16 protein-coding genes and 1 riboswitch are annotated in these 19,833 nt (G+C 49.2%); of the genes, 9 read left to right on the forward strand and 7 right to left on the reverse strand.

Going from position 1 to position 19,833, the window contains the following annotated elements; translation table 11 throughout:
• Positions 1 to 121: 121 nt before the first annotated feature.
• Together N3Z11_RS16750 and N3Z11_RS16755 are read left to right on the forward strand one after the other, a co-directional pair.
• Positions 122 to 2,266: a CHASE domain-containing protein gene (locus tag N3Z11_RS16750; RefSeq protein ID WP_260658347.1), complete on the forward strand. Its 2,145-nt coding sequence runs from the start codon at positions 122 to 124 to the stop codon at positions 2,264 to 2,266.
• Positions 2,267 to 2,387: 121 nt separating this feature from the next.
• A complete protein-coding gene (locus N3Z11_RS16755) occupies positions 2,388 to 4,166 on the forward strand; it encodes a thiamine pyrophosphate-binding protein (RefSeq protein WP_260658348.1) in 1,779 nt (592 codons plus the stop codon).
• Positions 4,167 to 4,326: 160 nt separating this feature from the next.
• Here N3Z11_RS16755 and moaE read toward each other — a convergent pair whose 3' ends face one another.
• The 6 genes from moaE to moaA all read right to left on the reverse strand — a co-directional run bounded on the left by moaE (position 4,327) and on the right by moaA (position 8,120).
• A complete protein-coding gene (gene moaE / locus N3Z11_RS16760) occupies positions 4,327 to 4,875 on the reverse strand; it encodes a molybdopterin synthase catalytic subunit MoaE (RefSeq protein ID WP_260658349.1) in 549 nt (182 codons plus the stop codon).
• Between the two features lie 4 nt (positions 4,876 to 4,879).
• Positions 4,880 to 5,128 carry a MoaD/ThiS family protein gene (locus N3Z11_RS16765; protein ID WP_260658350.1) on the reverse strand — a complete coding sequence of 83 codons (249 nt, stop codon included), beginning with the start codon at positions 5,126 to 5,128 and terminating at the stop codon, positions 4,880 to 4,882.
• Positions 5,121 to 5,729, reverse strand: coding sequence for a cyclic pyranopterin monophosphate synthase MoaC (moaC, locus tag N3Z11_RS16770; RefSeq protein ID WP_313771366.1), 609 nt, complete (start codon positions 5,727 to 5,729; stop codon positions 5,121 to 5,123). The genes N3Z11_RS16765 and moaC overlap by 8 nt, the downstream gene beginning before the upstream one ends.
• 31 nt (positions 5,730 to 5,760) lie before the next feature.
• Positions 5,761 to 6,330, reverse strand: coding sequence for a molybdenum cofactor synthesis domain-containing protein (locus N3Z11_RS16775; protein WP_260658351.1), 570 nt, complete (start codon positions 6,328 to 6,330; stop codon positions 5,761 to 5,763).
• Positions 6,323 to 7,003 (reverse strand): molybdenum cofactor guanylyltransferase, encoded by a 681-nt coding sequence (locus N3Z11_RS16780; protein ID WP_260658352.1) that lies wholly within the window; start codon positions 7,001 to 7,003, stop codon positions 6,323 to 6,325. The genes N3Z11_RS16775 and N3Z11_RS16780 overlap by 8 nt, the downstream gene beginning before the upstream one ends.
• Before the next feature lie 145 nt (positions 7,004 to 7,148).
• Positions 7,149 to 8,120 (reverse strand): GTP 3',8-cyclase MoaA, encoded by a 972-nt coding sequence (gene moaA, locus N3Z11_RS16785; protein WP_260658353.1) that lies wholly within the window; start codon positions 8,118 to 8,120, stop codon positions 7,149 to 7,151.
• Positions 8,112 to 8,270: riboswitch (molybdenum cofactor riboswitch) on the reverse strand. It overlaps the preceding gene by 9 nt.
• Positions 8,271 to 8,758: 488 nt before the next feature.
• On the opposite strand from moaA, the gene N3Z11_RS16790 reads away from it, so the two are divergent.
• Genes N3Z11_RS16790 through gpt form a run of 3 tightly spaced genes read left to right on the forward strand, consistent with a single transcriptional unit; the run spans position 8,759 to position 11,211 of the window.
• A complete protein-coding gene (locus tag N3Z11_RS16790) occupies positions 8,759 to 9,970 on the forward strand; it encodes a phosphopentomutase (RefSeq protein WP_260658354.1) in 1,212 nt (403 codons plus the stop codon).
• A 58-nt stretch (positions 9,971 to 10,028) separates the two neighbouring features.
• Complete coding sequence (gene deoD / locus N3Z11_RS16795) at positions 10,029 to 10,730, forward strand: purine-nucleoside phosphorylase (RefSeq protein ID WP_260658355.1); 702 nt, start codon at positions 10,029 to 10,031, stop codon at positions 10,728 to 10,730.
• 10 nt (positions 10,731 to 10,740) lie between these two features.
• Positions 10,741 to 11,211: a xanthine phosphoribosyltransferase gene (gpt, locus tag N3Z11_RS16800; RefSeq protein WP_260658356.1), complete on the forward strand. Its 471-nt coding sequence runs from the start codon at positions 10,741 to 10,743 to the stop codon at positions 11,209 to 11,211.
• 100 nt (positions 11,212 to 11,311) lie between these two features.
• Here the strand turns inward: gpt and N3Z11_RS16805 are convergent, their stop codons facing one another.
• Positions 11,312 to 12,484 (reverse strand): endonuclease/exonuclease/phosphatase family protein, encoded by a 1,173-nt coding sequence (locus N3Z11_RS16805; protein ID WP_260658357.1) that lies wholly within the window; start codon positions 12,482 to 12,484, stop codon positions 11,312 to 11,314.
• 358 nt (positions 12,485 to 12,842) lie between these two features.
• Between N3Z11_RS16805 and N3Z11_RS16810 the strand changes: the two genes are divergently transcribed.
• The 4 genes from N3Z11_RS16810 (at position 12,843) to N3Z11_RS16825 (ending at position 19,349) form a co-directional block, all read left to right on the forward strand.
• On the forward strand, positions 12,843 to 15,995 hold the full coding sequence (locus N3Z11_RS16810) for a TonB-dependent receptor (protein WP_260658358.1): 3,153 nt from the start codon (positions 12,843 to 12,845) through the stop codon (positions 15,993 to 15,995).
• Between the two features lie 169 nt (positions 15,996 to 16,164).
• On the forward strand, positions 16,165 to 16,797 hold the full coding sequence (gene udk / locus N3Z11_RS16815; RefSeq protein ID WP_260658359.1) for a uridine kinase: 633 nt from the start codon (positions 16,165 to 16,167) through the stop codon (positions 16,795 to 16,797).
• Between the two features lie 357 nt (positions 16,798 to 17,154).
• Positions 17,155 to 18,369, forward strand: a complete 1,215-nt coding sequence (locus N3Z11_RS16820; RefSeq protein ID WP_260658360.1) for a NupC/NupG family nucleoside CNT transporter — start codon at positions 17,155 to 17,157, stop codon at positions 18,367 to 18,369.
• A gap of 26 nt (positions 18,370 to 18,395) precedes the next feature.
• Positions 18,396 to 19,349, forward strand: a complete 954-nt coding sequence (locus N3Z11_RS16825; protein WP_260658361.1) for an isopenicillin N synthase family oxygenase — start codon at positions 18,396 to 18,398, stop codon at positions 19,347 to 19,349.
• Positions 19,350 to 19,833: the final 484 nt, after the last annotated feature.

Genomic DNA, 19,833 nt, shown 5'->3' on the forward strand with positions numbered 1-19,833 from the left:
AAGCCAGCGCTTGGTGCCAGCGGCTTCTGGCCTTTGCATATAAAACTTTAGCCGCATATTCAGACTCTGGATTTAGCGCTAAGATAATCAACATTGTTATGATAAATCCTTGACTGCGCTGATGAAATTACTGGTTCAAACCGCTTTTAGTCCAAGAGGCATAGCTGCCTGGCTGATTTTATTATTAGGTTTGTTGTCTACAGCCACCCTATGGCATAGCTTGCTGACCAATCAACAGCAGCGGGCAGAGGCCGAGTTTGAACTCCATAACCGCGAAGTGCTGGCTGCTATTCAAAAACGCTTACAGGGCCACGAACAAATTTTATTAAGTGGGGCCGCTTTATTTGATGCCAGTGAGCAGGTCGACCGCGACGAATGGCGCAACTTTGTTGCCAGGCTCAAACTGGAGCAAAACTACCCGGGCATTCAGGGGGTTGGCGTGGCAAAGGCCATTTTGCCGGCAGAACTGCCGGCATATCAGCTTATGGTCAAGGCGCAACAGTTGCCAGAGCCACAACCTTATCCGGCAGGGCAAAGGGATTTTTATACTGCCATTATGTATCTGGAGCCTGACAACGAGCGCAACAGGGCTGCGCTGGGTTACGATATGTTTTCTGAATCGGTGCGCCAAAAAGCCATGCAATATGCGGTGGAACACAACAGCACCGGCATTTCCGGCAAAGTGACGTTAAAGCAGGAAATTAAAGGCCCGCAGCAAGCCGGTTTTTTAATGTATGTGCCGGTGTTTTACAACAACAGGCCTGTGGCCACTGTCGCTGAGCGCTGGGCCGCCCTATATGGTTTTGTCTACAGCCCCTATCGGATGGATGATCTGATGCAGGGCATTTTGGGCAATCGTGATCTGATGGTGGACTTTACCATTCATGATGGTGAAAAAGCCTCGGATGCAACACTGATGCACAATTCAGCGCGTTGGCATGAGCCCGAACCCAATCACCAACCGCTATTTTCCAGAAGTTATCTGATCCCGGCTTATGGCCATCAATGGCTGCTTACCCTGACCAGTCGTCACGCTTTTGAGCGTCAGTTCGAATCTTTGCTGAACTGGTCGCTACCACTTTCTGGTGTTGCCATTAGCAGCTTATTGTTTTTATTAGTGCTTGAGCTGTTAAGCCGGCAGCAGCAGGCGTTGATGCTGGCACAGCTGTTGGCCAAACAAGGTGCCGAATCTGAAGCCCGTTTTCATCAGTTGTTTTTACATATGGGGCAGGGGGTGCTGATTTATAACGCCAGTGCACAACTGGTGGATGTGAATCCGGCCGCGCTAAAGCTGATGGGACTGACCATGGCGCAGTTGCAGGGCAAGATGCCGCTGCCTGGCGACTGGCAAATGAATCCGCCACAGGCACTACCGCCAGCGCCGCTGCAGTCGGTGCTGGATGTGTTGGTGTCGGGGGCAGGTAAAACCAGTGAAGAGATCGGATTCTGGCACTCAGAGCTACAGTCTTATCTTTGGTGTAATCTGGATTTATACCCGCAGTTTGCTGCAGATACGCAGCAGCTGGAAAAAATTTATCTGGTGCTCAGTGACATTACCGAACGCAAAAGAGTGGCGCAGATGAAAGACGAGTTTGTTGCGACCGTCAGTCACGAGCTGCGTACGCCACTGACCTCAATTTCCGGTGCACTGGATTTATTGTGTCATCAGGTGCTGGAAGACGAAGGCCATGCTGCACTCAAACAACATATGTTGCAGGTGGCTTATGACAACAGCAAAAGACTGACGCTGCTGATTAACGACTTACTGGATCTGGAAAAAATCGCTGCGGGAGGTATGAGCTTTCAGATCAAACCTCAGCTGTTAATGCCAGTTCTGACCATGAGTGTGGAAGCCAATCAGATTTCTGGCAGCAAAAGGGGCATCCGGCTCGAGCTGACGCCGCCAGATAAAGATGTGCCTGTATTGGTCGATAGCCTGCGTTTACAGCAGGTGCTGGCCAATTTGTTATCCAATGCCATTAAATTTTCGCCTGACAATTCGGTGGTAAGGCTTGGACTCAGTACTGTACCTGGTTTTATCCGTATCAGTGTTTGTGACAGCGGTGAGGGTATTCCACAACAATTCCGGCCTATGATTTTCCAGAAGTTCAGTCAGGCGGATGCCTCCAGCAGCAAAAGGCAACAAGGCACCGGTCTTGGCCTTGCCATTTGTAAAGAACTGGTAGAGCGGATGCAGGGACGCATTAGTTTTAGCTCAGAAGAAGGGGTGGGCAGCTGTTTTTACGTTGATTTACCCATTGCCTGAATCCGCATTGCGCGCAGCACAGAAGGATCAGCCTGCCGCTTATTGATGCTCAACAGCAATACCTCTTTTGCCCTGTAAGCCTGATGTAACTGGCTTGATCCAGGTCAACAAGCCGGCGCTATTGAACCTTCACACTGACGTCATCAAAGTGATTGAGGGTGAACTGATGCGTTTAGTCGATTTATTGTTGCAACAATTGCAACAGGCCGGAGTACAACAGATTTTTGGCATTCCGGGCGACTTTGTGTTGCCGCTTTTTGCCGAGCTGGAAAAAGCCAAAAAACTGCCGCTGTATTATGTCAGCCACGAACCTTCCGCCGTGTTTGCCGCCGATGCCGCAGCCCGTTTTGCCAATCAGCCAGGTGCGGTGTTGCTCACTTATGGTGCCGGCGCACTGAATGCGGTGAATGCTGTAGCCCAGGCTTATGTTGAGCAAGTGCCGCTGGTCATCATGGCGGGCTTTCCGTCCCGCGCTGAAATCGAACGTGATTTGCACATACACCATCAGGCTAAACATCTGGACTCACAACGGGATATTTACCGCGAAATTACCTGTGCCCAGGTGCGGCTGGATGATATTCACACCGCCGCCGCTGAACTGTGCCGGGCTATTCAGACTTGTCAGCGCGAATCACGTCCTGTGCTGATTGAGATCCCACGGGACGCCGCCTGCTGGCCGCTGGCTCATGCTCAGGTGGCACAAGCCATAGCGGCGCTGCATTGCCAGCAGCAGGGGCAGGATCCTTTGTATCAGCAAGAGCTGCAACTGGCCTGTGATGCGATGTTAAAACGGCTGCAGCAGGCGAAAAAACCAGTGTTGTTATGTGGCATTGGCATCAGGCGTTTTGCTGCCGTGCCGCTGGTGGAACAGCTTGCCAGCAGGCTGAATGTACCAATGCTGACCACTTTGCTTGGGCGCGCCTGTGTTGACCAGAGCCACCCGCAATATGCCGGTGTTTTTGTTGATCGCCAGGACAGTGCGGCGCTGGCGTTATTGGCCGATGCTGACTTAATTATTCAGCTGGGCGTGATTCAGAACGACAGTAACTTTGCCGCCCATCAGGACTTGTTTACCCCAGAAAAACAGCTGCTGATTCAACAGGGTGAATTAAAAATGGCCGGGGTGATTTTTCATGACTTGCCCATTGCCGCGCTGTTGCAGCAGCTGTTACAGATGCCATTACCGGAGTTTGCAAGCCGCAGTTTGCAGCCCGATAGTTTGCGCTCTGCAGCTTGCGGGCAAACAGATTTCAGGCCGCAGCTGGCGGAAGCTTCGGCTCAGGCACGCGCTGAAGCCGACCCTCAGCCTGCCTTTAATTCAGCTTCTGCATTAACTCTGATTGACCAGTTGTTAAGTCAGCAAACAAAGCTGGTGCCTGTGGTCAGTGACATTGGCGATTGTTTGTTTGCGTCTTTGCAGGTCAAACCCACTTATCTGTTAGCACCGGCTTATTATGCCTCTATGGGTTATGCGGTGCCGGCTGCGCTTGGTGTACAGGCGGTCAGTGGATTAAGGCCGCTGGTGCTGGTCGGCGATGGCGCTTTTCAGATGACAGGGTTGGAGCTGGGGCATTGTGCCCGTTATGGTTTTGCGCCTGTGGTGCTGTTACTCAATAACAGTGGCTGGCAGATGATTAAAGCCTTTGCGCCTGAGCTCAGTTCAACCTCGTTGCAGGGCTGGAATTATTCCGCTATAGCGCGGGGCATGGGCGGTGGTGCTTATCAGGTGTGGAGTTTGTCGCAGCTGGAAAGTGCATTTGAGCAGGCTCTGCAGGACGATAAAAGATTTTCTTTGATTGAAGTGATGTTACCGCCGGGCAGCAGCAGCGCAAGGTTACAGCAGTTTGCCGCAGGCTTTTTATCAGCGCAAAAACAGCCAGCATCATTGGCTGGCTGTTAACAGCAATAAAAACAACAGGTGCAGCAGATTTTTGTTGCACCTGTTGTCGTTCACATGAGGTTGTCGTTCACATCAGCTTGGCGCTGAAATAAAGGAGTGATTGGTGTTGGGTTGTGATTGCGGCTCTTGCGCTGCAAAAAAGCGTGCTCACTTGCCGTGATCATTGCCACTTTTGCTGCTGCGCCTGATCTGAGGCTTTTGCTTCGACCCAGGCTGCGCCTTTGGCGTCATGCTGTTTTTTCCACAGCGGCGCCTTGGTTTTTAAATAATCCATTATAAATTCAGCGCCTGCAAAGGCGCTGCCACGATGCGCCGAGGCCACGCCCACCAACACTATTTGTTGTTGTGGCGCTAATAACCCAATGCGGTGGATCACAGTTACCGCTTTTAAATCAAATCTTTGGGCTGCTTCTGTGGCAATCTGCTGCAACGCTTTTTCGGTCATGCCGGGGTAATGTTCCAGCTCCAGTGCCTGCAGTTGCAGCTCTGGATGATCCCGCACCAAACCGACAAAAGTGACCACAGCACCACAATAAGGGGTGGCAGCAAGCTGCTGATAGACATCCTGCAGCGAAAAATCAGCGTTTTGCACCCGGATATCGAACTTTGGCTGAAGTTGCTGTTGTTGTTCCGGCTGTTGCGCTTTCTGTTCTGGCTGCTGCGCTTTCTGTTCGGGCTGCTGCGCTGTTGTCATCTCCAGGTCCGGCATCAGATTAACCTCCGGTGACAGGTGGAAAAAACGCCACTTCATCACCTGACTGAACCAGCACTTCAGTGCCGCAAAGCTGCTGATTCAGGGCACACAGCAGCTGATTATCAGCCAGAGCTTCGGCAAAAAGACCGGATTGCTGGCGCAGCTGCTGTAGCACCTCAGAGACAGCACAAGGGGTATTGAGCGCCATTTGCAGGCTGGCGCATTGTAATCTTTCGCGCAAAGCGCCAAAAAACAGGATTTTAATCATGGTGTTGCTCCGTTGAGGCATGCGCCGCTTTTATCTGGGCAGTGTTTGTCTGTTCTGCATTTGTCTGAGCAGGGCGCTGTGCTAAAAATGCTGCTCTTTGCCAAAGACCTGATTTACCACCGGTTTTTTCCTCCAGCTGGATTTGACTGATCACCAGCGCCGGATCCACCGCTTTACACATATCGTGAATAGTCAGAGCGCTGACGGCTGCAGCTGTTAAAGCTTCCATTTCCACCCCGGTATTACCGGTTACCGCACAGATGGCGACAATGCGCAGCTGGCCAAGCCTGGCGTCGAGGCTAAATTCAATTTCTACTTTATTCAGCGCCAGCGGATGACATAACGGAATCAAATCGCTGGTTTTTTTGGCTGCCATAATGCCGGCGATGCGGGCACAGGCCAGTGCATCCCCTTTTTTCAGACCGGCACTTTGTAATAACTCAATGACGGCCGGTGTGGTTTGCACCAAAGCTGAGGCAATGGCCTGACGCTGGCTGCTTTGTTTGCCGCCGACATCCACCATGCGGGCGCTGCCGTCTGAGCTTAAATGGGTGAACTCAGTGTTGGCAGTTATGGCCGGGTTTATTAAATCTTGTGGCATCAAAGGTTCTCCTGGGTGTTAAAACGGCTCATCAGCGCGGGCAGCATAAAGGCTCTTGATGAACAGCGGCGTTGCTGTCGGCCTTCCCCGGACGCAATAACAAAGGCACAAAATTGCACGGACCTTGTCTGGCATCAAGCTGAGGTAGCAGCAGTTGCTGCATCGCCAGTTCGCAGGCGGAAGGAGAGCCCGGCATAGCGACCAACAGCTTTTGATTGGCAAGACCTGCCACCGCATTGGATTGCAAAGCCGCACTGCCGATATCGGCAAAAGACAGCTGACGGAACAGCTCGCCAAAGCCTGGCACTTCCTGATCAAACAAAGCGCTGATGGCGGCAACAGTACAGTTGTCAGCGGAAAAACCGGTACCGCCATTGAGTAAAATCACCTGATGCGCTCTTTCACAAAGCAGCCGCGACACTTCAGCTCTGATTTGATATTTATCAGAAGGCACTATGGCCCTGTGGCTGAGGTGATGGCCGGCCTGTTGCAACAGCTGGCTGATTAAATCACCGCTGCTGTCGGTGGCTGGCGTGTGGCGATTGGATATGGTCAGTACGACCACAGCCAGTGGCTGAAATGCCTGTGCGGTTTTAGCCATGGGAAATGCGCTCCTTGAACTCTTGATATGGTTGCTGTTTTTGCTGATAAACAGCTGTGGCTTGTTGCCATTGCTCCGGCGTGTTGGTATTCAGCAGCGCGGTGGGTAGAGGGCAAGGCAGGGTGATGCCGCCACAATAGTGCAGCAGTGCTGTAACGGATAAAGCGGATCCAGTGTCATTGCTCTTTTGCTGCGCCTGGTCTTTTGGCTGCTTCTGGTCGGCCTGTTGTTGTAACTGCTGCAACAGCCAATGCCGCACCTTACTGTTATTGGGGATCACGGCTGGTAGTGGCGAACCCTGAAAACTGGCGCAGGGGTACTGCCATAACAAACGCAGCAGTGATGGCTGCAGCAGCGGCGTATCAACGGGTAGAATGAGGCAACTGGCAGCTTGTACCTGCAACAAGGCGGCCTGAATACCGGCTAAAGGCCCGGCTGCCGGGTAAAGATCATAAATAAAACCAGGCTGGTTACGGCTAATAAGGATCTGGTCGCAACCTGCGGCTTTGGCCAGTGCCACAGTGCGGCTAAGCTGACTTTGTCCGTTCAGTTGCAGCAGCGCTTTGTCTTGCCCCATCCGGCTGGAGCGGCCACCGGCCAGAATAATAGCGCTTTTCAGCACTGCGTCGCCGTTATGTTGTTGATTCACTGTTGTATTTAATCTGTTTGCCATACCGAACCCGCATTAACCGCTTTTTACTGCAGCGTTAAACCCAGCGATAAGCTTTCGGCTTTGAAGCCGCAGTGATATATCGCCTGTGATAAACCGCCCTTTTCTCACCAGCAGTGATTAACCAGCAACGATTAACCGCCAATCATTAACCGCCAATCATTGCCAGATGGCGGGTGGCGCCGGTTTTTTGTTCGGCCAGGGCATGGCTGCTGCTTTTAAATAACAGGCTATGTTGCAAAAACTGCCGCACAGCTTCGGGATCATCCTGCGCCAGCAAGTGACGCAAACTGCGGTGTTGTTCGGTAAAAAGACAAAGATACAGCTCGCCCAGACTTGATACTCTGAGTCTGTTACAGTCAGCGCAAAAGTCTTTGCTATAGGGCATGATAAGGCCAATGCCGCCCTGATGCTGTGGGTGGAAAAACTCCTGGGCTGGCCCGGCGTGAGCGTCTTTTGCGCCCAATAACCAGCCGGCCTGGAGTAACTGTTGTTTGATGCTGTCACCTGACAGATGCTGACGGGCAAAAAAGGCATTATTGTCGCCGGTTTGCATCAGCTCAATAAAACGTAAAGTGACAGCACGTTGTTTTACAAAAGCCATAAAGTCGGGCAATTCACCGGCATTATGCTGACGCAGCAACACTGTATTCAGTTTCAGTTTTTTAATGCCAAGGCTGCTGGCAAGGTCAATACCTTCCAGAATATCCGGCAGTCTGTCCTGACCTGTGACCAGCGCAAAAGTAGCGGGGTCTAAGCTGTCGACACTGACATTCAGCGCATCCAGCCCTGCATCCAGCCAGCTTTGAATATCCCGTTTTAGCCGGTAACCATTGGTGGTCATCGCCACTTGTTCGATGCCGGGCACCGCTTTGCAGGTGGCGATAATGTTGCATAAGTCGCGGCGCAAGCTGGGTTCACCGCCGGTCAGGCGGATTTTGCGGGTGCCACAAAGGGCAAAGGCGGTGACCAGACGTTTAATTTCCGGCAAGGTCAGCTCTTCACTGCGGCTTGAGCATTCATTGCCATCCGGCAGGCAGTAGCTGCAACGAAAGTTGCAACTTTCCGTCAGCGACAGTCTTAAGTAGCTGAAGCGGCGGTTAAATTGATCTTGAAGCATCACTACACACCTTTCCGAAGTAGGGAGGTCTGACCGTTTCCAGTCAGGCCCGGTGGCCCAATTGCCACGGCTGCTGCAGGCGGATTGCACTTTGCAATCACTTATCCTTAGGCTCAGGACTTAGCTTGCACAGCTCGGCGTTGTGCTTATGGTAGAGGCAGAGTCCCGGGATTGTTATGACCTTGAAGGGGGCTTTTGGCTACCCCCTTGGAGGTACAGGTGCCGCTTGGGCCGCTTGCCCTAAAGCTGCAATTTCCGGGCTTTAAGATCGGGTTGACGCCATCGTCTTTATCTTGAGTCCAGCGCAAAAAATTAGCCTGAGCGCAGAGCGCGCTGAAGTGATTGCTAAAATTGTGGTTTCGTTCTAAGCTGCGTGCCCTTTTTATTTTTGTGGTCTGATTGGCAGGATTTGTTAATGGGCTTTCACCCGGACAATTTCTGTTCTAAAGCAATACCACACGCATAAGTGCAGGGCTCTGGGCTATTTTTACAAGAGCAGGTTTGAAACAAACAGGTTCTGACAAAACAGGCAAAGCACCACGCAGCTTTTATGGTTTTAGCTGGAGCAGGCAACAGTTGCCGTCGCAACAACAGCCATCACAAAAAAGCCGGCAGCAGAGTCAACTGAGGTAATAACGATGACTAAAGCAATTATTTTGGTTCTGGATAGTTTTGGTATTGGCAGTGCACCAGACGCCGAAAAATTTGGTGATGCCGGTGCAAACACTTTTAACAGTATTGCCCGTGCTTTTGCCAAAGCCAAAGGCCGGCAACTGGCGCTGCCCAATCTGGCCAGATTGGGTTTGGTGAAAGCTGCTTTTGGTGCTTCGTCAGAAATGGCGGCAGTGGCCGATCTGGAGCCGGTACAGGGCGCTTATGGTTTTGCGGCAGAATTATCCAGCGGCAAAGACACGCCCAGCGGTCACTGGGAAATTGCCGGTGTGCCTGTGTTATTTGACTGGGGTTATTTTCATAATAAACAACAGAGTTTTCCAAAAGAGCTGATTGACGAATTATGTGCCCGCACCGGTGTGCCCGGCATTCTGGGCAATTGCCATGCTTCAGGCACAGATATTCTGGTCAAGCTGGGGGATGAGCATATCCGCACTGGCATGCCAATTTGTTACACCTCAGCCGACAGTGTGTTTCAGGTCGCTGCGCATGAAGAGCATTTTGGCTTAGACAAACTCTACCACTTTTGTGAAGTCGCCAGAGAGTTGCTGGACCCTTACAATATTGGCCGGGTGATAGCACGGCCGTTTTTGGGAGATAAAGCAGACAATTATGCCCGTACCGGCAATCGCAAAGATTATTCAGTGTTACCTCCGGCGCCAACGCTGCTGGATAAACTCACCCAGGCCGGTGGCACAGTTATCAGCATTGGTAAAATTGCCGATATTTACGCTCATCAGGGCATTAGTAAAAGTGTTAAAGCCAATGGCCTGGCTGCTCTGGTAGACACCACTCTGGCCGAATATGCCAAGGCGCCGGACCGCAGCCTGATTTTTACCAATCTGGTGGATTTTGACCAGAACTACGGCCATCGCCGTGATGCCATAGGTTATGGCGAAGCGCTGGAATATTTTGACAGCCGCTTGCCGGAAATCATCAAGGCACTTGATCAGGACTCAGTGCTGCTGATGACGGCCGATCATGGCTGTGACCCGACCTGGATTGGTACCGAACACACCCGCGAATTTGTGCCTGTGCTGTTCAGTGGCCCCAAAGTGGCGGCGGTCAATTTAGGGCAAAGACAAAGTTTTGCCGACATGGGCCAGACATTGGCTGAATTTTTTGGTCTGGAAAAACTGGCTTACGGTGAGTCGTTTTTAGCCCTGACCCGCAAATAAAACGAACAGACAACAACTGACAAAAAACAACAGACAGATAACTGATAAGAGACAATCAATGACCACTCCACATATTCATGCCGAAGTCGGCGCTTTTGCTCAAACCGTGTTAATGCCAGGCGATCCGCTGCGCGCCAAACATATTGCCGATACCTTTTTAACCGACGTGAAATGCATTAACACAGTGCGCAATATGTACGGTTTTACCGGCAAATATAACGGCAAAGACGTCAGTGTCATGGGCTCAGGCATGGGCGTGCCGTCTATGTCTATTTATGCCACTGAACTGGTGAAGTTTTACGGTGTAAAAAACATTATCCGTATTGGCTCCTGTGGTGGTTTACCACTGTCAGTGAAAGTACGGGAAGTGGTGATTGCAATGGGCGCCAGCACAGACTCGGCGGTCAACCGCAATCGTTTACAGGGCATGGATTTTGCGGCGCTGGCCAGTTATGACTTATTAGAACGTGCTGTTGCGGCAGCGCGCGCCAAAAACATCGGCGTCAAAGTGGGCAATGTGTTTACCTCTGATTTGTTCTACAACCCAAGTGAAACCCTGTTTGATACGCTGGAAAAATACGGCATTTTAGGGGTTGAGATGGAAGCGGCTGGTTTGTATGGTGTAGCGGCTGAGTTTGGCATTAACGCGCTGGCAATTATGACAGTGTCAGATCATATCCGTACCGGTGAATCGTTAAGCCCGGATGAGCGTCAGACCAGCTTTAACGAGATGGTTGAAATTGCGTTAGCACTGGCATAAGGGGCCTGTGATGTCACTGAGCAGCAACAAAATGTTTTATGTGTCCTGGGAAGCTTTTCACCGGGCCACCAAAGAGCTGGCCAAATTATGCCTCGACGGTGAATTTGACAGCATAGTAGCGGTGAGCCGCGGTGGTTTAGTGCCGGCCGCTATTCTGGCGCGCGAGCTGAATATCCGCGTGGTGGACAGCATCTGTGTGTCAAGCTACGACCACGACCAGCAGCGTGAGCTGAAAATTTTAAAAGATGCTGCCCTCAAAGACAGTCCTAAGCTGCTGATTGTCGATGATTTAGTCGACACCGGCGAAACAGCCAAAGCACTGCGTGAACATTTCCCGCAAGCTTGTTTTGTCACTGTGTATGCCAAACCACAGGGTAAGCCGCTGGTGGATAAATATGTGACTGACATAGAGCAGGACACCTGGATCCAGTTGCCCTGGGATATGGAATTGGCATATAGCCGGCCGCTGGCAGAACAATAAAGCTGTATAGCAGTCTTGATGTAACCCAATAAAAAAGCGCCTTCAGGCGCTTTTTTATTGGCTCAAATACTGATTGAGTGTGCTGAAACTTCGGCTTTAGTTACTCCAGCTGCAGCTTAACCCAGACCAGACGGTGATCAGAGCTGGCACCGCGGCTGTTCACAACTTCATGTAAAGGTTCGCCCGGTGCTGGCCAGAATACGCCACTTTGGTACAGTTTCATGCGAAGGCCAGCTTTGGATGGCAATACATAGTCAGCGCGCATCCGCCAGCCGGCGGTGTGACTGGCGCCATGAGGATTGTTGTTGCTATGGAGTTGGCCGCCTTTGCTGGTTGGGGTGGGGGCGCCATTTACCAGCGGATGATTGATAAGCGCTTTAATGGCATCCCGGAAGGCATCACCCTCAACAGGTGAGGAATTTAAATCACCCAGAATGACAAAAGGTGCTTTGGCCTGATAACCGCCTTGATGGCCTTTGTCATCATAGATGTAATCCTCACCGGACAGGTAATCTACCCAAAACCGTACTTCGTCATGGTTGCGGTTGCCGTTGCGGTTTTCTGCACCATCAAATACCGGCGGAGTGGGGTGGCTGGCCAGAATATGCAAGATTTTGCCGTTAATGTTCAGCGGTATATCCCAGTGTGATTTACTCGACAGTGGCATCTGTTGCCAGGCGTCAGGACTAAACCAGGGGCTGCCGTCGGCTTTGACGGTGTTTTTATGGCCCGGCATATCTTTCCATTTAAAGTGCTGGAAAGTACGCACTTGTTGCTCGTTAATTGGGAAACTCGATAACAACACCATGCCATATTGACCCGGATAAAAACCAAAACCCCAGGCATCTTCCCCCGGTGTATTGACCTTACCATCGTTGTTTAAATCAAAACCGCTGGGCTGGCCGGTATTGACAGTGTTGTAATAAAAATAGGGGTAGCTCAAAGGCTTACCGCCCTGCTGCGGTTTTGCCAGATAGTTATCAATAAACAGCTGCACACCGGCTTTGGGGTCGGCAATGTAGTCAAATTCGTTTAACAAAATAATATCGGGCCTGACCTGCTGAATAATGGCAGCGATATTTTTGATTTGTGGGTTGTCTCCCTGCTTTAAGCGCTCTGACAACACCTCTGGCCCTATAGGCTGGCCTTTTTCCACATAATTTTCCGCTTCCATACTGACATTAAAAGTGGCAATAGTGAGTTCAGTGGCGGTCACAGGCAGAGCTCCGGTGAGGAAAGAACATAAAGTCAGCAAAGCTGCCGTCTTTTTCATTTGATTTTATCCAGTTGGTAAAAGTGGCACCAGCATATGCAACAAGTCGAATTTAACCCAGAAATATTGCAATTAGATGGCTAGAATGCTGAATTTTGCGGCAAATTTCAGCGAAATATTGAGCAAACTTTGTTGTCAGTCTGCATATTTCTGGTCTGATATGTTACACTGATTTGACAAGAGGCGCATTTGACCGCAATAAAAGAGATTAGTTCCGTTAATCTTCATAAATTTAAAGGTCAAACAAGGCTGTAAAAAAAACGTAATGTTACTGCGTTAAGCTCGTCTCCCAAAATTAAACAACGATTTGCTTTAATCAGGGTTTGATACAACCTACAACTACCGGGTGAAAACAGATATGAAAATGAGACATATTGCTATGGCGGTTGCCGTGGCCTTAAGTTCTAGCTACGCCATGGCTGATACTTCTTCAGCAATCCGCGGTCGTATTTCTAATCCTGAAGGCGCAGCTGCCGCAGGTACTAAAGTTATTATTCTGCACGTACCATCAGGCACCAGCCGCACTGTAATCACCAACGAAGGCGGTAGTTTTGTTGCTTCTGGTTTACGTGTTGGTGGTCCATACAAAATTATCGTTGATTCAGACACTTATGCAGATGAGACCGTCAATGACGTGTTCCTGCAACTGGGTGACACTTACCAGCTGAACAAACAATTACAAGCTAACGACGTTGAGCGTATTGCTGTTACCGGTGCTGCTATTGCCACTGCCAATAACGGCAGCAGCAGCTACTTCGGCGAAGATGACATCAGAAATGCACCAAGCCTGAACAACGATTTGAAAGATATCGTTAAAAACAACCCGTTAGCTGTGTTATCACCAAAAGACGGTGAGTTAAGCGTTGCAGGTACCAACCCGCGTTACAACAGCATCAGCGTTGACGGCATTGCCCAGAACGACGATTTTGGTCTGAACGCCAACGGTTACCCAACCACACGTTCACCAATTTCTTTTGATGCTATTGACCAGATCACTATCGACGTATCCCCTTTTAACGCCAAAGACGGTGGTTTCCAGGGTGGTAAAATCAACGCTGTTACCAAGTCAGGTGGTAACGATACTTTTGGTTCATTCAAATATGAAATCAAAAACGACAGCTTAGCTGGCACGCCGGAAAACCGTTTTGCCGCCACTGCACAAAACCCGAAAGGCGAAGTACCGCTGGAATATGACAACAAAAACTGGGCTGCAACCTTAGGTGGTGCCGTAGTACAGGACAAGTTGTTCTATTTTATCTCTGCTGAAAGTTATGACGCGACTCCTCCGCTGGAGTGGGGTCCTGCCGGTTCTGGTTTGTCAAACGCTACAGCTGTAACACAAGAGCAAATTGATCAGGTTGCCAATATTGCCCGCACTGTTTACGGTGTAGATGTGGGTGACTGGAACGTAGTTCCGGAAGAAACTGATGAAAAACTGCTGTTAAAACTGGACTGGAACATCAACGACGAACACCGTGCTGCTTACACTTACCAGTACAATAAAGGTAACCAGACCCAGGGTAACCAGTCAAACTCAACCACTATGCGTTTGTCTTCTAACTGGTACAACAAAGAAGAAACCCTGAATAACCACGCCTTTAAACTGTACTCTGACTGGAACTCTGATTTCTCTACCCAGTTAAGTGCAACTTATATGGACGTTGCCACAGTGCAAAAATCGCTGTCAGACTTTGGCGACGTGTCTATCCGTGTGCCACGTTTTGGTGGTAACGCTGGGCAGACAGCCACTATTGCTATCGGTAGCGACTTGTCACGTCATTCAAACGACCTGCAAAAGAAAACCTGGATCCTGGCTGCTGACGGCGATTACCTGATGGACGATCACCGTTTAAGCTTTGGTTATCAGTTTAAGCGTTTAGACATTTTTAACCTGTTCTTACAGCGTACTAAAGGTCAATACACTTTTAACAGCATTGCAGATTTCCAGAATCAAATCGCCAGTATTCGTTACCAGAATGCGATCAGCCACAATCCAAATGATGCGGCTGCAGACTTTGTTCGTGACGAGCATGCCCTGTACATCAATGACGAGTGGGCTGCGACTGACGAGTTGACGCTGGATGTTGGTTTACGTTATGAGCGTTTAGGTTCAAACGACAAACCAGCTTTTAACGCTTTCTCACTGGCCCGTACCGGCTATGACAACAGCGAAAACTTAGACGGCATCGACATTTTACTGCCACGTCTGGGTTTCACTTACACAGCAACTGAAGACCTGACATTACGTGGTGGTGTAGGCCGCTTCTCTGGTGGTCAGCCAACAGTGTGGATCTCTAACAGCTATTCAAACGTCGGTATTGGAACCGGTGACCGTACATTGAATAACCTGACAGGCGTCAAGCTGGATCAAATTCCACAGGCGTTAAAAGATGCTGTTGCCGGTGTCACCACTGGTGGTAACACCAACCTGGTTGATCCAAACTTCAACCTGCCATCAGACTGGCGTTACCAGTTGGCTGCTGACTATGTGTTCAGTCTGCCAGTGATTGGTGATGACATTAACTGGACCACAGAACTGTTATATGTACAAAAACAAGACAGCGTAGTGTGGAAAGATGTGAGCATCCTGCCGTCAGAGCAGATCGCAACTACTCCGGATGGTCAGCGTAAAATTTACCGTGACACCGATGGTGTTGTTGACATTATGTTGACCAATGCCGAAGACGATGGCCGTTCTAAGATTTTCAGCACTATGCTGAGCAAAAACTGGGATAACGGTATCAGTGTTGTCACTTCATACACCAACCAGGACATTACTGAAGGCGCTCCGGCGACCAGCTCAACTGCCGGCAGTAACTATGGTAACAACCCGGTAATCAACCGTAACGAAATGTTGTTAGGTCGTTCTACATTCGAGACTGAACACCGTTTTGTTGTGAACTTTGGTTATGAAACAGAGCTGTTCTCTGGTTATGCAACCAACGTCAGCATGTTCTATGAGCGTCGTTCAGGTAAGCCAATTAACTACCTGTTAGGTGTAACTGACTTCAACGGTCCACAAGCGACCAACCCGTACGTACAGTTAAGCCCGGGTACTACTAACAACTACTTCCTGCCGTTTATCCCGGTAAAAGGCGATTATTCAGTTGTTAAATTTGCTAACCCTGCTGCAGAAGCCACGTTCTGGGAGCGTGTAACTCAGTTAGGTCTGGACCAGTACCAGGGTCAATACCTGCCAAAAGGCGTGAAAACAACGCCTTGGGTGACTACACTGGATCTGTCATTACGTCAGGAAATCCCTGGTTTTGCTGAAGGTCACAAAGGTTCGGTATACCTGAATATCGAAAACTTACTGAACCTGATCGACAGCAGCAAAGGTAAAGTGTACGGCGATGACTTTGGTGACGTGACACTGGCTAACTTCACGTTAGATCAGAACACTTATCACTATGTGTACAACAACATCACGTCAAATCAACGCAACTGGGACAAGTTCTACACAGAAAAGTCTACGTGGCGGATGAAAGTTGGCGTAAGCTACAACTTCTGATAACTCAGCAGTTTGTATAAAAAGCGCCGGTCAACAGACCGGCGTTTTCTTTTATGCTGAAGTCTGGCTGATTCAGGCCAAAGCCTGAAGCTAAGCAGAGATTAATTATTTCTAATTTGGCGTAAATTCGCGATAATTACGCTTATTTCATCTTGATAAGAACAGAACCGTGGCCAAACCTACCATTATTGCAATTGCCGGCGCTTCAGCCTCAGGCAAAAGTCTTTTCGCTTCAACCGTTTATCAGGAACTTGTTGCTGAATTTGGCGGTGAACGTATATCAGTGCTGGCAGAGGACGCCTATTACCGCAATCAGGATCACTTGTCGATGGAGCAGCGGGTGCTGACCAACTACGACCATCCGGCTGCTTTTGAACATGAATTATTGGCTGCCCATTTGCAGCAACTGCGTGAAGGTCAGGCGGTAGAAATGCCGCAATATTGTTATAAAACTCATACCCGTAAAGCTGAAACGATCAAAGTGCAACCGGCCAAAGTGATTTTGGTGGAAGGGATTTTGTTGTTAACAGATGCACGTTTGCGCGAGCAGTTTAATATCACAGTGTTTATGGATACGCCGCTGGATGTGTGTTTATTACGCCGTATTAAAAGAGATATGGAAGACAGGGGCCGGACTTTAAGTTCTATCACCGAACAATACGAAAACTATGTACGTCCGGCCTTTTTTGAGTTTATTTCACCATCCAAACAATACGCTGATTTAGTGGTGACCCGTGGTGGTAAAAATGAAATCGCCATCGATATTATCAAAACCAAGATCCGGGCTTTATTGGCAAGTTAAGCAATATAAGCTAAAAAAAACCGCCATAATGGCGGTTTTTTTGTGCTTGCACCTGAAGTAAATTCGCAAAAATACAAAGATAAGTAAATGAAATAAAAGCTGAATTTATAGTAAATCTGCATTAGAAACCGGCAGTGTTCAAACTCTTTTCAACTGTATCTTTTCTGTTATAATCGCGCAGCAAAACTTCAAGTTTAGACAACCCCAGACAAGCAATCTCAAGCCTCAGCAGTACTGCTGACGGCCTCCCGCTTCGAAACTGTAACTACTTGATCTTTTGGTGCTATCCTAGGAATCCGGCATCACTAGAACAATAATTCTGCAGCTTTTGCGGATCTAGATCCAAGGAATATCAATATGATGAGTTTAGTTGGCATCTTTGCCATCTTATTAGTCGCCTATTTGGCGTCTACACACAGAAGCCAGATTAAATGGCGCACAGTGGGTGGTGCTTTTGCCATCCAGCTGGCCATTGGTGCTTTTGTACTTTATGTGCCTTTTGGTAAAGACGTGCTGATGAGCGTGTCTGTTGCGGTAGGTAACGTGATTTCTTATGCGCAGGAAGGTATCCGGTTTTTATTTGGTGACGCAGGTGCAATGAAATATGGTTTTGTTTTTGCCATTCATGTGCTGACAGTCATTATTTTCTTCTCGTCGCTCATTGCTGTGTTGTATCACATTGGTGTGATGAAGTTTGTCATTGGCGTTATTGGTGGTGGTTTACAAAAATTACTCGGTACCAGCCGTCCTGAATCGATGAGCGCTGCTGCCAATATTTTTGTTGGTCAAACTGAAGCGCCGTTAGTGGTGCGGCCATTTATTCCAACCATGACCCGTTCAGAGTTATTTGCCGTGATGGTGGGTGGTCTGGCGTCAGTAGCAGGTTCAGTACTGGCAGGTTATGCCGGTATGGGTGTTGAATTAAAATACCTGATTGCGGCCAGCTTTATGGCAGCGCCAGGTGGTTTATTAATGGCCAAAATTTTAGTGCCGGAAACAGAACAACCGAAAAATACCCTGACCGAAATTGGCGCTGAAGAGCGCAGTACCAACGTCATTGACGCTGCAGCTTCAGGTGCGGCCAGTGGTTTAATGCTGGCATTAAACGTTGGCGCTATGCTTTTGGCATTTGTTGGTTTGATTGCTTTAATTAATGGCATTGTCGGTTGGGCCGGTACCCTGGTTGGCATGGAAGGTTTAACCTTACAGCTGATTTTTGGTTATGTATTCCAGCCTTTGGCTTTTATCCTGGGCGTCAGCTGGGAAGAGGCACGCTTAGCCGGTAGTTTTATCGGTCAAAAATTAGTGATTAACGAATTCGTGGCTTACCTGGACTTCATCAAGTATGTGCAGGAAGGCAAGCTCTCTGAGCACACGCAAATTATCGTAACCATAGCGTTATGTGGCTTTGCTAATTTCTCGTCGATTGCCATCCTGTTGGGTGGTCTTGGCAGCATGGCGCCAAGTCGTCGGCCTGATATTGCACAGCTGGGTTTAAAAGCACTGTTTGCCGCGACATTAGCGAATTTAATGTCCGCTGCTATTGCAGGCTTTTTCTTCTCTTTAGGCTAAAAACTTAAGTAAAACAGGTCTGTTCTATGACTCAACAACAAGTCCCAACCTTAGATATCAGACGGTTTGCCACCGACAAAGAAAACTTTGTTGCCGAAATTGGCAAGGCTTACACTGAATTTGGCTTCTGTGGCATTAGTGGCCACGGCATTCCGGATGAAGTGGTAGCTGACACTTATAAAGTGATTAAACAATTTTTCGCTTTACCGACTGAAGTCAAAGCGCAGTACCACCAGCCCGGCCAGGGTGGGGCGCGCGGTTACACCGGATTTGGTGTTGAAAAAGCCAAAGACAGCAAACATCCGGACTTAAAAGAGTTCTGGCATGTTGGTCGTGAGCTGGATGGCCCGGCACCACATCCAAGCCTGTATCCAAATGTCTGGCCTCAAGAAGTGCCGGAATTTAAACAGGCGACCTACGCACTGTATTCAGCGCTGGAAAAATTGGGTTGTCAGGTGCTGGAAGCTTTGGCTTTGTTCTTAAAACAAGACCAGCAGTACTTTGCGGATAAAGTGAATTACGGCAACTCTATTTTGCGGCCAATTCACTATCCGCCAATTGCTGACACTTCAACCCAGTCTATCCGCGCTGGTCAGCATGAAGATATTAACCTCATTACCTTGCTGGTCGGTTCGCATGAGTCCGGACTGGAAATTCTGCGCCGTGACGGCAGCTGGTTACCGGTCACCACCATTGAAGGTACTATTGTGGTGAATATCGGTGATATGTTACAGCGCCTGACCAACCATGTGTTGCCGTCCACCACCCACCGTGTGGTAAATCCGGCCGGTGCAGCTGCAGGTCAGCCAAGATACTCTATTCCGTTTTTTATGCATCCGAACCCGGATTATGTCATTGAAACTTTAGATTCTTGTATCAGTGCAGAAAATCCAAATCGTTATCCGGAGCCGATTAACTCCAACGATTATCTGATGCAGCGTCTGGAAGAAATTGGTTTATTAAAAAAAGCCAAATATTAACAGGCTGATGGTCGCGCCTGCGCGCCAGAACCAGTCAAAATAAAAGGCCGCGGCAGTTTCTGCCCTGGCCTTTTTTATCAGGTTTATACCGCACTCTGTTGCAAAGTAATGCCGAGTCAGGAATTGCCGGCACCGCTTTTGTTTGCACACGTCATCAACAGCAGTGATGAACGCAGATACAACGCAAGTGGTGATGAACACTGCAAATTTTATCTGCTATCAGCCGAGTTTTATCGCAGCACACTGTACTTTTAGCAGGCTGCATCAGCGCTAAATGGCCATTTTTTTTAAAATCAGCGCAGCTTTGCTGAACATTTAAACGATCAGTATAAAAATGTCGGATTTTTTGCAAAGTCAGGTTGACGTAAATGCGTCCGGCGCATAATATGCACGGCGTCGGCGGCATATGCCTCGGTGGTGGAATTGGTAGACACACTAGCTTCAGGTGTTAGCGCTTCGCGGCGTGGGGGTTCGAGTCCCCCCC

Source organism: Rheinheimera sp. 4Y26 (assembly GCF_025245835.1).
In the GTDB taxonomy this organism is placed as follows: Bacteria; Pseudomonadota; Gammaproteobacteria; order Enterobacterales; family Alteromonadaceae; genus Pararheinheimera.